The organism is Lacrimispora xylanisolvens (genome assembly GCF_002934545.1).
GTDB lineage: Bacteria > Bacillota > Clostridia > Lachnospirales > Lachnospiraceae > Lacrimispora > Lacrimispora xylanisolvens.
On record NZ_PTJA01000004.1, the window covers coordinates 411,071 to 425,278 of the forward strand.

Below are 14,208 nucleotides of genomic sequence, written 5' to 3' on the forward strand. Positions count from 1 at the left end.
AGGGTGCCGCAAAATCACTATAATAAAGTGATGGAGCGACACCCTCTTTTCATATAAGTAAAATATCAGAAAAGCTGACTGTTTAACGCTTTTTGTTTTAATCATTTTCAATTGCCCGCTTTTCTATTTTTAAGTAAAAAAGTGAAGCTGATGCTCCAATATATTATTCATCTATTTTTGCAACAGCCCCTTTTTTACAATTATGTAATTTTCTATAATAAAAATATGGAGTCCCATTGTGTTTTAACAGGTTGATAGCAAGATAAAATAGTCAGGATCACTCCACTGGTCCCTGTTAAGAGTCCTATCTCATCCTTATTTACGATATGCCCTTCCTCTATTTCTGTATCTTTAAACCCAAATGGATATTGATCACTGTAGGATTCCAGTAAATGATCCATTATTTTCATATATACTTCATAAAAGAAGTCATCATCTGTGTATTGATAGAATTTTCTGGTCAGGCAGCACAAGCCAGAAAGACCATGACAAAAAGTAGGTGAGATAACCTGCCGCATTCTTTTCAAAGATAATTTCATACTATCAATCGCAAGCTTACCCATTTCATCATTATTAAGGATCTTTGAAGCAATCAATAATGAATACGCCACACCTGGAGTACCATAACACCACGCATCTCTGGATGGTACTGCTTTCTCCTGTTCTATTCCTATTATTTTTTGAGTTTCCCAAAAAATATCATCACTGTCTTTTATGCAGCTGTTAAAAATGTATTCTGCCAGATATTTTATTGCTTTCAACTGGTCTTGTGCATATACTCCCGATTCATAGGACTTACATAATATTAAAAGTATGCCAGGTATCCCGTGTGCAACCCCTAAATTTATATATCGTATCTCTGGACTATTTTCCAAAGGAAACAATTGACTCTCATCTGACCGGATGGCAAACCGGGGGATATTGTTGTCTCCTGCTTTACAAATATCCGTTAAATATTGCAAAATGTGCAACAAAGTCTCTTTTACATTCGGCTCTGATTTAAAATTCAACAGATAATTGGCTGTACCGGTTAATCCATACATAATATCATAAAATAGTTCGTTTAACGGAAGTTCTTTGTACTTTAGAATATTACTTTCCGCAATATCAACAATATACTCGTTCAGACTCTTTATAAACGATTGATATCGTTTCCCATGGTCTGACATACAATGTGCAGCAAAGCCCACTCCGCATAGCCCATCAAACAGTGAGATATCATAGATATTGTTTTTTCCCATATAGTCGTTTACGATCTCCAGATACTTATGGGCATACTTATCAAAATCATAGTCCGGATAATTTAATTGAAGTTCCGAAAAAAGGATACATAATGCGGGATATGAAACTGCCACTGAAGTACATCGATACTCAGTGTTATTTGAAGCAAATATTTCCTGAACATAATCTGCGTCGGATAATTTTTTTGATATATTTATTATGAAATTATCCAATTCACGCTTTTTTTCATTCGGTAAATTCATAATCAGCCTCCATTTTTCGGTATATCGAATTCCAGATCGTAAATTTCTTTATAAGAGGGACATGTTTTTAATAATTCTTCATGTGTACCTTCTGCCACAATCTTTCCTTCGTCCAGATAAATTATTTTATCAGCTAACATGACATGTGCAATTTTATGAGAAATAAATACACCTATCTTGTTTTTTGTAAGTTCAAAAAATGTGTTCATTATTTTTTTCTCACCCATTTTATCCAGCGCCGCATTGGGTTCGTCTAAAATATACATTTGTGCTTTTTTGAAAAAGCACCTGGCCAGAGCAACTCTCTGCCACTGCCCGCCGGATAACTGTGTTCCATCTGAAAACCACTTTCCCAGCTGCTGATTTAAATCAGGAGGAAGAAAGTCTATACCAGCTTCTTCCAGTGACTCTCTTATCTGGGCCTCATTATCAATTTCATCAATGTTACCGAACCCAACATTATCTTTTACCGAAAGTTCATACTTACAGTAATCCTGGAATAATATACCTGTTAATTTATGTAAGCTGTCAATATTAACTTTATTTAATGGAATTCCATTCATCTTAATCATATCGTCTTCCACTAAATAATATCCTAATAATAATTTTATTAATGTACTTTTACCAGATCCATTTCTTCCGAACAATGCAACTCTTTGGTTTTTATTAATTTTTATATTGATGTTCTGAAGAACTATTTTATCTGTTTCCGGATATGCAAAGGTCAGATTATTTATTTCAATCTGATCTAAATCATTTAGTTTGTATGTTTCTTTACTATTTGAATTTCCGGGCCTGTTAAGAAAATTAATCAGTTTTGACATATACAAACTGTTTTGATTTATGCTGTAAATAATATTCATAATACTGTTAAAGCTATCAAACATCATGTTTATAATTCTTAGAAGTGCAACAGCGTTACCAATTAAGATTTCACCTGCAATTACAGAGAAAATGATTAAAATCATAAGTACCGCCATACAGATCTGATCAACAAAATCAAATACAACAGATATAATCAGCCGTACCTTGGTATTGTATAAGTTTTCATTAATCACGCTTTTCTTTAAATCATTATGCCTCTTTATAATATGTCTGGCTAAATTAAATATCTTAACTTCTTTAAATGATTGATCCTTTGTAAGTAAAAATTCATAATACCATATACTTCTGGCTTTCTTTGCATTTCTTTCTTCTGTCTGGAACTCTCTTTTACTTATGGATAAATAGAAAATTGAAAAGGCAAACGCCGGAACGATGATAAGAAATACCGACAGCGGCCGCCACATCAGCATAATATAAACAGAAGAAAGTATGGTAGTAACGGAAGTTACAAGTGTCAATGTAGTAGTAAAAATATTATAAGGTCTGAATCCCACCTGGGAAAGGATATGCTGCAGCTGATCCTGTATGTCAGAATTTTCAAATTCCTCCAAAGACATAATGGCGCATTTATCCAATAACCTGTTAATCAATTCATAATCCAACAAGAATTGAAATTTGGTAAACAAATAAGTTTTAATACTTATAATCATACCCGACACAAAACTTATCCCGATATAGATTGCTAATATCTTCAGCGAGAGATTTAAGTCTTTGGCTGAAATAGCATTAATCAGGCTGCCAAAAATATTTACGGATATTACAGGAACAATACCCGCAATAATATTAATAATTATGGTTAGTACAAATATCAGTTTGCTGGCCTGGAAGAATATTTTAATGGATTTGGGAATCACTTTCAGGGAAGAAAGCATTTCCTTTACTTCTGAAGTACTTAGTATTTTAAATTTCTGCATATTATTTACCACCCAATATACCTATTTTTTTTCTGCTGTAAACACAGTAATATGTATGACGTGCTAAAGTTCTCATCTTTTTTTCCAATTCCGTATTGGGACCAAACAATCGATTCATGTTCATATGCAGCAGACTATCCAGTATGCTTAATTTTACAGCTTTGTTGACCGGATAATATTCTTCAATTCTATTTAAATATTCTTTCATTGACTCAAATTTTACCGATAATATCTTTAAAATAAAATCGATATCTGGATTTAACGTTTCATCATATAAATACTTTATTACAAAATCAACATAGGTATCCTTATGTTCTCTAAATTCTTTTTGATAGCTCTTGGTAGGATTTTCACAATTAAGAAATACAAACATATCCTCAAAACTCAAATTAAATGTCCGCATATGAAAGAAAATAATCACTGAAGCTAAAAGTTCGTCCGTCACTTTTATATTATGATTGTTTTTTTCATGGATTATGGTTTGAATTGCCATGCTGTCTTTATAAAACACCTCATGTGCATAGTTCATCAAATCATATCCGCCATACCTCTCCAATTCAAGCTCATAACAATTAATACTATAGTTTGAGATAAGAGATTTTTTCATAAGCTGGCTTAATATATCTAACATTTTGGGGAGTACTGTCATTAATTTAGTATTGTCAGCTTTTAATCTCAATCGCAGATGTAAATCTGGATCTTTATACTGAATGAAGAAATAGCTGTCGATTTCTTTATTTTCAAGTAACTTCTGCAATGGAGCATACAAAGCTTCACCTAACAGATAATCTGCGTATTCCTCAATTCCGTATATTTTGAAATATAACCACTCATCCAAAGGCTCTTTATATCTGAGATTACCATAATTCCTGGTAATGTCAGAATCATTGGCTTTATGGGGTTTGGCATCCGGATCTAAAATTAATGGAATTACCAATTCACAGCAATAAGAACTATCATTCAGTTTTACTGGTTGTTCTGATTCTATATGATATCTTTCCACAACAGTTTCTGATTTTTCCAGTAATTTCTGCAACACAGATAAACATCTGTCCTCTTTCAGATTTAGCAGAAGCTTCTTGTCTGCATCAACGGCATCCACCCAAAGGGGTATATTTCTTGAATTTATGTATTCGATAAACTTATTTTTAAACTCAGCAAAATCATAATGTTTTGTTAAACCCAGATCGCCTATTTTAATAATCCATTTCTCCTGTTCCAATACGAAGTTTTTATATCGTATTGTTGGAAGATAGGCGAATTTCTCCAGCAGGTATTGCCAGGGTTTATTATAAAACCTGATTCCATCAGAAGATATTTCATCAATTAATCTTAATATTCTGGGTTTTAGCTGCGGATTAAACATATTGGTAGATGTTGGTATGATTCTTTTATTGTTAACCGCAGACTTTAAATATAATTTGTTATTTTTAAATTCTACTAAAATTTCACTTAGCTTAAGTTTAAATGCCTGATCTTTGGAATTTGTAGTCCCAAAACTTGTTTCATAAGTGGAACCATGCATATTTCGGATCACATTTGCGGAATATAAGCTGTCAGGTAAGTAGGTAAATTCACACACCTGACACTCTTCACCATAATTTTTATTTATTTCTTCAAAGAATTGTTCTGGATTATTCATTAAATGAGAAAATCTTCCAAATGACTTTCCTGCATAAGTTGACCCAAAAATATTACTTAAATAGTAGACATCTCTTCCATTGTCTTTTACATAATTAAAGTAGATTTCCATGGATTGGGGTAACTGATCCAGATCAATATCTTCTGTTAAAAGCATTCCCATATCTGTATCAGTGATCTCAATTTCCTTGCCAAGTCTTACGGAATCAACATATTTTCTTTCAAAAAATCGTATCCAGGGATTGATATATTCTCCAAAATTACTCATGCCGTTTTTTCCATCGTAATGGGCTGGAAAACCGATTCCTATATCAGGATCAATGAGTTCAGTTAAAGGAACACACCTGGAAAGGCCATATTTTTCTAAAAATTTGTTTTTGTAATCATTTAAACTATTGAAAGGCTCTTTGATATTAAATTGTATAAATAAATTAAGGAGCTTATTTATTTTTTTTATCTCATTTTGATTCAAATTGCACTGGCTGTAGGAAATGGAAGAATCTATGGTCAGGTAGTTTTTGGAGTTGTAGATTCTCTTCATATTTTTGAAAATCTGTGTCAGGCTTTCGATGGTATTATTTTTATGACCAATGGAATATTCCTGAATTTGATTTTGTATGTCAACTAAAGATTTTGTATTTATATCGTATTCCTGTAGTTTGCAGATAAAGTATTGAAATTGATCAACGATTGTTAATGGTGGACGAAGATCGGATATTAAATAACCTTCCTTTATGAGTGATTGGATATATATATGGAATGTGTTTTCTTCCACATTCGGATATTCTATTTTAAGGTTTTCTATAATATCAGAATAACTTACATAATCTCCTGATATTCTTAAAACTATTTCAAATGCATTGGAGTACTTTACTGATTTTTTATTTACTTTTCCCCCATCGCTGTCTTTTGTGCAGTTAAACAAAATTGCTTTGTTTCTTTGAATCGCAACACTTTCATTAATTGTGTATCGCAGAGATTTTAGGTACTTGGTTTCGTACAGAAAGACCACTTGGTATAACCATTCTGAATCAATCAGGGGATTTCTTTTTAATTCTGCACTGCTTAATTCGAATGATGTTCTGTCAGATGTAATATTGCCAAATGCAACCGTGGAGAATAATCCAAATGGAGTACACCTGGAACAGCTTCTGCTAAAATATTTATAAATTGAATTCAACAAATAATTCGTATCCCTTGCTGTGCCATCCTCTATATAGTGCTGCATGGATTCATACAAATCTTGGCTGGCCACAAATATAGCTTCATTAAACTGATCTTTGTATTGAGGACAATCAAATAAAAACATAGTATGATCTATGTTCGTTGCATTTTCTATATTATCTGTCAATAAATTGATTGGCAGACCCGGTGTTCTTATCATAAAGGAACCTATATCTTTGTATAAATCTTTCATATTTTAACCGTATCCCCCTCGCTTAACTCTTGTATGCCTAACCAAATTAGAAACTTTATATGCACCAGTAAATTACTTCCACAAAATGTAAACGTACATGCATTTTGTGAATCTTCTAAATGCATGTACGTTTGCATCGGGTTTAGGTTTGCATGGAAATTAGTAGCATAACCATGTGTTTGTGCAGTTTCTTGTCAATCCACATTCACTTGTTCCACAGGTAGATCCTGTTAAACAACCGGGTGTGCAATAAGCAACACTGGCAATTTTTGATTCTCCTACATCTACTGAACCCTTGTCCATTTTAAGATCTAAATCAAAATCTTTATTCATGTCCTCGTCCCCCTTTCTATGTAGTTATATAATCTGAATCTGATTATATATAGTAAACGTGAAATGAATCACATTACTACCAAGTTCATGTCTGTATTATATCAAGAAATATACTCTATTTTGACTGCATGTAATTTTTACGACTTTACATGTAATTTTCAATGAGGGTGTTTATGAAATCGGGTCAATAGCGATTTATAATGCGGTTTATAATGCAAATGCAGGCAAAAAAAAACTGCGCACAGCTGATTAAAAAGCTGTGCGCAGAATATTATTGAACGATACTTTGTGTTGTTTAAAAATGTGATAAGAGAATTGTTGTGTGCGAGTAAAAGAAAGTATCCTGGTTATATATAATTACCCAGATCTTTTTCAGTCTATTTTTATAATATCAAAAATAAAGGGAAACTTTTCTGCAGTTTTATTTTCGAAATTGACTTTATATCCAGTACCATCTTTGTAAAATAAACCCTGTTTTAAATCAACTCTGATGTAACACATATTTTCATCATTTTCATTGTTATGGGCAAAATACCATGGCTCAAATACCTTAATCAGCCTTTCTCTGATTTTGAGATTTTTCTTTAATAATGGGTGTCCAATGTTTCGGGCAATTCCAGTAAAACGATACAGATCTTTACTTAATGAGACTACCGGATTATGTTCAATCTCTTTTACTTTATCAGACTTTCCGTGAGTTACAATGTAAAATGCTCTATTATTATAAAAGGTATCAATAAACCTTACGGCCGGAATGTTATCGTTTGATGTGGCCAGCGCAAATTGATAGTCTTTTGCAAATAATGTTTCTAAAACTACAAGTCCTTCTTCATACACATCCATTTCTCTTTTCCCCTATTTTCTTAGTATTTTTTCCATTGCCCTGCCTTTGGCAAGCTCATCTATTAATTTGTCCAGATAACGGATCTGCCTCATCAACTCATCTTCAATCTCTTCCACACGGTATCCGCAGATCACTCCTTTGATCAGTGACGCATTGGGATTCATCTGAGGGGCTTGGCGAAAAAAGACTTCTACACTTACTTCCTTTTCTATTTGCTGTTGTAATGAATTTGTGTCATAGCCTGTGAGCCAGAATATAATTTCATCTACCTCTTTTCTGGTTCTTCCTTTTTTCTCTGCTTTTTTTATATAAAGCGGATAAATGCTTGAAAAAGGCATGTGAAAGATTCGTGGTGTCTCCATCAGATGATCTCCTTTGACTGAAAGAATAATTGTTTTATCTGTTTTATATGAACCCTTTGGCTTCTTTCCAATCTATGAGAAGATTGTAACGGCTTGTGGTGAAACGCAAAACGCAGTAATTGGGATCTTCCCAACTGCTGAAATGATTTTCCAGTCCGCGGTACCACATCTCTTTTTTTATTTCAGGGTCTGTTATTACTTCTATTGTACCCACTAATGTGATATTATGATCAATTGAATTAAAACAAACACTGGCTTTGCTGCACCGATTGATTCGTTTGGTTCTGTCACTTCCAAATCCGGTACAAAATGTGAGCCAGTTGATACCGTCAGCTTTTGATACGGATATGGTTGAAGTTGTTGGAAAGTCATCCGTGTCCATTAGTGTTAGGGCGCAGTATCCTTTGTCTTCACCTGCGGTGTTGGTGGCAATGATCTCTCCTGCTCTTGCAATGATTTCTTCGTTCATTTGATTTTCCTCCTGATTGGTTATGGATATAGTATATAATAATAGATAGGACAACTGGGTGTCATGTTCAAAACGGGGGGTATAAAAAATTGGGTCCGTAACTCCGTCGCGCTAACCTCGATTCCGCTTACGCTCCATCTCGGTCACGGGCTTCGCCCTATAAAAACAAGTGCCATAAAGTCCGGTTGAGAGCAAGCTCTCCCCCGGACTTTTTGACACTTATTTTTGCACGACTCATTGCTATCGTGTACTCTATTTATTATTCAACGCCGCCTGTGCTGCTGCCAGTCTTGCGATCGGCACACGGAATGGAGAGCAGGATACATAGTCAAGACCAATCTTATGGCAGAATTCTACGGAAGAAGGATCTCCGCCGTGCTCGCCGCAAATACCAACGTGCATGTCAGGACGAACTCCCTTGCCTAACTTGATAGCAGTCTCCATTAACTTGCCTACACCAGTCTGATCCAGTTTTGCAAATGGATCATTTTCAAAGATCTTGGTATCGTAGTAGGAATTTAAGAACTTTCCTGCATCATCACGGGAGAAGCCATAGGTCATCTGAGTTAAGTCGTTGGTACCAAAACAGAAGAATTCTGCGTCTTTTGCGATATCATCGGCTGTCAGTGCTGCTCTCGGAATCTCAATCATGGTTCCTACCTGATAGGTTAAGCTGCTGCCTGCTGCTGCAATCTCTGCATCTGCAGTCTCAACAACAATCTTCTTCACAAATCTTAATTCCTTCTCATCACAGATCAGAGGAATCATGATTTCAGGACATACGTTCCAGTCTGCATGTGCTTTCTGTACGTTAATAGCAGCACGGATCACTGCTTTTGTCTGCATTCTTGCGATCTCCGGATAGGTAACGGCAAGACGGCAGCCTCTGTGTCCCATCATTGGGTTGAACTCGTGAAGAGAATCAATAATTGTCTTGATCTGCTCCACTGTCTTGCCCTGTGTATCAGCCAGCTTCTTAATATCCTCTTCCTCTGTTGGAACAAACTCATGAAGAGGCGGATCTAAGAAACGAATGGTAACTGGATTTCCTTCCAGAGCCTCATAAAGAGCTTCGAAATCCCCCTGCTGTACCGGAAGAATCTTCTCCAGAGCTGCTTCTCTCTCCTCAACAGTATCAGAACAGATCATCTCACGGAATGCATCAATTCTATCACCTTCAAAGAACATATGCTCGGTACGGCAAAGACCGATTCCCTCTGCACCAAGTTCTCTTGCTTTTCTGGCATCAGCAGGTGTATCTGCATTGGTTCTGACTTTCAGTCTTCTATACTTATCAGCCCATGCCATAATTCTTCCAAACTCACCGGCAACGGTTGCATCAACAGTGGGAATGATTCCGTCATAAATTTTACCGGTAGATCCATCAAGAGAGATCCAGTCTCCTTCATGGTATTCCTTACCTGCAAGAACAAACTTCTTTGCTGCTTCATTCATGGCAATTTCAGAACAGCCGGATACACAGCAGGTTCCCATTCCTCTTGCTACTACGGCTGCATGAGAAGTCATTCCTCCTCTTACAGTCAGAATACCCTGAGCTGCCTTCATTCCTTCAATATCTTCAGGAGAGGTTTCAAGACGGACTAAAACCACCTTTTCTCCTCTTTCTTTCCATGTCTTTGCATCATCAGCGGTGAAAACGATCTTACCGCAGGCAGCTCCGGGAGAAGCAGCAAGTGCCTTTCCAACCGGTTCTGTCTTCTTTAATACTTCTGCATCAAACTGAGGATGAAGCAGAGTATCTAAGTTTCTCGGATCAATCATCTTAACTGCTTTTTCTTCTGTAATCATAAACTCGTCTACTAAATCACAGGCAATTTTTAAAGCAGCTTTTGCTGTTCTCTTACCGTTACGGGTCTGAAGCATGTAAAGCTTCTTGTCCTCAATGGTAAACTCCATATCCTGCATATCTTTGTAGTGATCTTCCAGGATACTGCAGATTCCCACAAATTTATGATAAACTTCAGGCATAACCTCTTTCAGCTGTTCGATCTTCTGGGGAGTACGAACGCCGGCAACTACGTCTTCACCCTGGGCATTCATTAAGAATTCACCCATTAAATGCTTTTCACCAGTTGCAGGATCACGGGTAAAGGCAACGCCTGTACCGGAAGTCTCACCCATATTACCAAATGCCATCATCTGAACGTTAACAGCGGTTCCCCATGAATACGGAATATCGTTGTCACGGCGGTAAACATTGGCTCTTGGATTGTCCCAGGAACGGAATACGGCTTTGATTGCCCCCATTAACTGCTCCTTGGGATCAGTTGGGAATTCGGAACCAATCTTTTCCTTATATTCTGCTTTGAACTGTCTTGCAAGCTCTTTTAAATCATCGGCATTCAGATCCACATCCTCTGTAACACCCTTTTTTTCTTTCATTTCATCAATCAGTTCTTCGAAGTATTTTTTGCCTACTTCCATAACTACATCGGAGTACATCTGAATGAATCGTCTGTAGCAGTCATATGCCCAGCGTGGATTACCTGATTTCTCAGCAAGTACTTCCACTACGTTCTCATTCAGTCCGAGATTTAAAATCGTATCCATCATACCAGGCATGGAAGCTCTGGCTCCGGAACGAACGGAGACAAGAAGAGGATTTTCGTTATCACCGAATTTCTTGCCGGTGATTTTTTCCATCTTTTCGATATGATCCATGATCTGCCCCATGATCTCGTCATTAATCGTTTCCCCATCTTCATAATACTGAGTACATGCCTCAGTTGTAATTGTAAATCCCTGAGGAACCGGCAGACCTAAATTGGTCATCTCTGCCAGATTCGCCCCTTTACCACCTAACAGGTTTTTCATATCTGCACTACCCTCAGTGAACAAATAAACCCATTTTCTTGCCATAAGTAAAATCCTCCTCAATTGTGTAAATTATGCTGCTCCCCCGCGCTTTCCATTGCGGAAAAGCCCTGAAAGTATTATAGCACAATTAAAGGGGTAGTAAAGAGGTTTTCATAGATTATTTAAAGTAATTATCTCTTTTTTAAGTACAATTGCATTGAAAGCACTTACAAAGTCTGTCTTTTTCCGATATGCGATTTACGTTCGTATATACGAAATCAGGTTCGACAAAAGCTCTGTTTCTTTAGCATAATTCGACACATAACAAAGGTCAGCACCTCTGTCACAGGCATGACCATCCAGATTCCGGTAACTCCCATAAAAATTGGAAGAATAAAGACCAGAATGCTGTTTAAAATAATTCCCCGAAGCAGACAGATCTTTAATGCATTTCCAGGTTCCATCACGGACTGAAACCAGGTGGTATAAAGCACATTCAGACCCATTGCTGCAAAAGACAGGAAATAAATCCGAATGGCTGGAACCGACATAGCCAGAATTTCCTTTTCAGGCCTGACAAATGCTTCTGTCACAAGAGCCGGAAACAAAAGTCCTGTTGCAGCAAACAACACACCGGAAAAACAGGCGGTGCGCTCTGCCAGATGTCTTACTTCCTTTAAACGGTCTTTTTTACCCGCTCCGTAATTTGTCGCCAGGATGGGCTGGACTGCCTGTGAAATACCATTATTGACAGATGATGCAATATAGGCACTGTTGGATATAATGCCGTATACCATCACGCCAAGTTCCCCTGCAACGGAAAGGATCTGACGGTTAAATAAGAAGGTTACGATTCCATTACACATATCCAGCAAAAAGCTGGAGAACCCATTTTTCACTACTGCAACAGCCTGACTGAGATGAAAACCAGTAACAAATTTTAAAGTATTACCTTTTGAAACCAGGTGGGTCAGCAATATTAAGAGTGTCACACAGGTTCCGATGACAGTTGCAGCTGCAGCCCCTGCCATTCCCATTTTTAAGGGAAACATCAATATATAATCCAGGATAATATTTAAAACTCCGCCAGAGACCACTGCTGTCATCGCCAGCTTTGGCGCTTTATCATTTCGTACGAATACCTGATAAAAAGATGCAAATAAAAAAGCAGGAGCTCCTGATATAAGAATTCTTCCATACTCTTCCACATAAGGTGTCATGTTTTCATTTCGTCCCAAAAACGCCGTCACAGGCAGAAAGAATACGTGTCCCAAAACCGTATAAAACACACTCATTACAGCTGCCATGATAAATGCCACCGTATAATACTGATTTGCACCTGATTCATCTTTCTTTCCCTTACAGACGGAAAGAAGTATACCGCCCCCTGCTCCAAACAGCATACCGGTTGCAAAAAAAAGGCTGAATAACGGCAGCAGTATATTTAAAGCAGCAATTCCAATTGCTCCAACCCCTCTTCCAATCATAAGAGTGTCTGCTAATATATAAATGGAAGTAACCATTGTTGCACTAATTGACGGAAGAAGATAACCTGCAAATAATTTTTTAACAGGATCTTCTAGTAAATTTACTTTTTTCATAATTAAGTCTCCTTTTTAAAGTCTTAAAATAGTTTACCATAATTTAATTAAATAACAAGGAAAAGAACGAAAGTGTGATTTAACATTTAAAAGTTGGGGCATAAATATTAAAATGACAGAATTTTTTATCTTAGTTTTTATGCAAAATATCATGAATTAAGATTGTTTCCAACGCTGAAATATGATACATTAGAGTTATCTCTGAAAATATATTAATAACAGGAGGAAAGATCGTATTATGAAAAAAAGAGCTCTCGCATTAGCCATGGCAGTTATGATGGCCGCAACACTCAGCGCATGTGGTTCCGCTGGTAAAGGAACTGCAACAACTGCTGCTCCATCTGCAGAAACTACAACTGCTGCAGAAAAACCAGCTGAGACGACTGGTGCTACATCCGTTAAGTCTGATTCTTCAACCGGATATGAACTGGCGCTGGTTACAGACCTTGGTACCATCGATGACAAATCCTTTAACCAGGGTGCATGGGAAGGTATGAAGAAGTACGCAGAAGAGAACAAGATTTCCTACAAGTACTATCAGCCACAGGAAGGTACCACTGATTCTTATTTAGAAACCATTGGACTTGCTATTGAAGGCGGTGCAAAATTAGTAGTATGTCCAGGCTTCTTATTTGAAGAGCCTGTATTCCTTGCTCAGGAGCAGTATAAAGACGTTCACTTCATTCTTCTTGACGGAGTTCCTCATAACGCAGATTACTCTGAATATAAGACAGAATCCAATGTTATGCCAATCCTGTTCCAGGAAGATGAGCCTGGATTCTTAGCAGGCTATGCAGCAGTAAAAGAAGGTTACACAAAGCTTGGTTTCTTAGGTGGTATGGCTGTTCCTGCAGTTATCCGTTATGGTTACGGATTTGCTGAAGGTGCTGATTATGCAGCTAAGGAAATGGGCATTGACGGCGTTGAAATCATGTACAACTATACAGGTGCTTTCGCTGCAACTCCAGAGGCACAGTCTATGGCTGCATCCTGGTACCAGAACGGAACCGACGTAATCTTTGGCTGCGGCGGTGCTGTTGGTAACTCTGTTATGGCTGCTGCTCAGGAAAAGGGCAAAAAGGTAATCGGTGTTGACGTTGACCAGAGCTATGAATCTGATACAGTCATCACTTCTGCCATGAAGCAGCTTTCCGTATCTGTATACGACGGTGTAAAAGCTTTCTATGATAACAAGTTCCCAGGCGGCGAGACAAGCATCTTCTCCGCAAAGAATGATGGTATCGGCCTTCCGCTGGAAACATCCAAGTTCACCAAATTCACAAAAGAAGATTACGAAAAAATCTTCACTGAATTAAAGGATGGCAAAGTAACCCTGGTACAGCCTTCTCAGGATAACAACGATCCGAACAAAGACTTAAAGCTTGAAAAAACAAAGATTAACTTTGTAGAATAATCCGCGGGGATAGTGCCCTCCGGGCAT

Annotated in this window: 10 protein-coding genes; 1 reads left to right on the forward strand and 9 read right to left on the reverse strand. The window is 37.1% G+C overall.

All coding sequences use genetic code 11. The features are described 5' to 3' along the window. Positions 1-212: 212 nt before the first annotated feature. From BXY41_RS09910 to BXY41_RS09950, 9 genes are all read right to left on the reverse strand, one after another. Positions 213-1,484 carry a lanthionine synthetase C family protein gene (locus BXY41_RS09910; protein ID WP_104436661.1) on the reverse strand — a complete coding sequence of 424 codons (1,272 nt, stop codon included), beginning with the start codon at positions 1,482-1,484 and terminating at the stop codon, positions 213-215. A gap of 2 nt (positions 1,485-1,486) precedes the next feature. After that, entirely contained in the window at positions 1,487-3,283 is a 1,797-nt protein-coding gene (locus BXY41_RS09915; RefSeq protein WP_104436662.1) for an ABC transporter ATP-binding protein, read from the reverse strand. A gap of 1 nt (position 3,284) precedes the next feature. Beyond that, entirely contained in the window at positions 3,285-6,341 is a 3,057-nt protein-coding gene (locus BXY41_RS09920; RefSeq protein WP_104436663.1) for a lantibiotic dehydratase, read from the reverse strand. 159 nt (positions 6,342-6,500) lie between these two features. Continuing rightward, entirely contained in the window at positions 6,501-6,674 is a 174-nt protein-coding gene (locus tag BXY41_RS09925; RefSeq protein ID WP_104436664.1) for a gallidermin/nisin family lantibiotic, read from the reverse strand. A 372-nt stretch (positions 6,675-7,046) separates the two neighbouring features. Further along, positions 7,047-7,517, reverse strand: coding sequence for a pyridoxamine 5'-phosphate oxidase family protein (locus tag BXY41_RS09930; protein ID WP_104436665.1), 471 nt, complete (start codon positions 7,515-7,517; stop codon positions 7,047-7,049). 12 nt (positions 7,518-7,529) lie between these two features. Beyond that, complete coding sequence (locus BXY41_RS09935) at positions 7,530-7,880, reverse strand: DUF2200 domain-containing protein (protein ID WP_104436666.1); 351 nt, start codon at positions 7,878-7,880, stop codon at positions 7,530-7,532. 43 nt (positions 7,881-7,923) lie between these two features. Continuing rightward, positions 7,924-8,349, reverse strand: coding sequence for a pyridoxamine 5'-phosphate oxidase family protein (locus BXY41_RS09940; RefSeq protein ID WP_104436667.1), 426 nt, complete (start codon positions 8,347-8,349; stop codon positions 7,924-7,926). A 252-nt stretch (positions 8,350-8,601) separates the two neighbouring features. After that, complete coding sequence (gene ppdK / locus BXY41_RS09945) at positions 8,602-11,229, reverse strand: pyruvate, phosphate dikinase (protein ID WP_104436668.1); 2,628 nt, start codon at positions 11,227-11,229, stop codon at positions 8,602-8,604. A gap of 215 nt (positions 11,230-11,444) precedes the next feature. Beyond that, complete coding sequence (locus BXY41_RS09950) at positions 11,445-12,767, reverse strand: MATE family efflux transporter (protein WP_104436669.1); 1,323 nt, start codon at positions 12,765-12,767, stop codon at positions 11,445-11,447. 238 nt (positions 12,768-13,005) lie between these two features. Between BXY41_RS09950 and BXY41_RS09955 the strand changes: the two genes are divergently transcribed. After that, positions 13,006-14,181, forward strand: a complete 1,176-nt coding sequence (locus BXY41_RS09955) for a BMP family lipoprotein (RefSeq protein WP_104436670.1) — start codon at positions 13,006-13,008, stop codon at positions 14,179-14,181. Positions 14,182-14,208: the final 27 nt, after the last annotated feature.

Bases quoted from the DNA above. Each gene is read 5' to 3' on its own strand.
- BXY41_RS09910 (WP_104436661.1), bottom strand. From the start codon at position 1,484: ATGAATTTACCGAATGAAAAAAAGCGTGAATTGGATAATTTCATAATA.
- BXY41_RS09915 (WP_104436662.1), bottom strand. From the start codon at position 3,283: ATGCAGAAATTTAAAATACTAAGTACTTCAGAAGTAAAGGAAATGCTT.
- BXY41_RS09920 (WP_104436663.1), bottom strand. From the start codon at position 6,341: ATGAAAGATTTATACAAAGATATAGGTTCCTTTATGATAAGAACACCG.
- BXY41_RS09925 (WP_104436664.1), bottom strand. From the start codon at position 6,674: ATGAATAAAGATTTTGATTTAGATCTTAAAATGGACAAGGGTTCAGTA.
- BXY41_RS09930 (WP_104436665.1), bottom strand. From the start codon at position 7,517: ATGGATGTGTATGAAGAAGGACTTGTAGTTTTAGAAACATTATTTGCA.
- BXY41_RS09935 (WP_104436666.1), bottom strand. From the start codon at position 7,880: ATGGAGACACCACGAATCTTTCACATGCCTTTTTCAAGCATTTATCCG.
- BXY41_RS09940 (WP_104436667.1), bottom strand. From the start codon at position 8,349: ATGAACGAAGAAATCATTGCAAGAGCAGGAGAGATCATTGCCACCAAC.
- ppdK (WP_104436668.1), bottom strand. From the start codon at position 11,229: ATGGCAAGAAAATGGGTTTATTTGTTCACTGAGGGTAGTGCAGATATG.
- BXY41_RS09950 (WP_104436669.1), bottom strand. From the start codon at position 12,767: ATGAAAAAAGTAAATTTACTAGAAGATCCTGTTAAAAAATTATTTGCA.
- BXY41_RS09955 (WP_104436670.1), top strand. From the start codon at position 13,006: ATGAAAAAAAGAGCTCTCGCATTAGCCATGGCAGTTATGATGGCCGCA.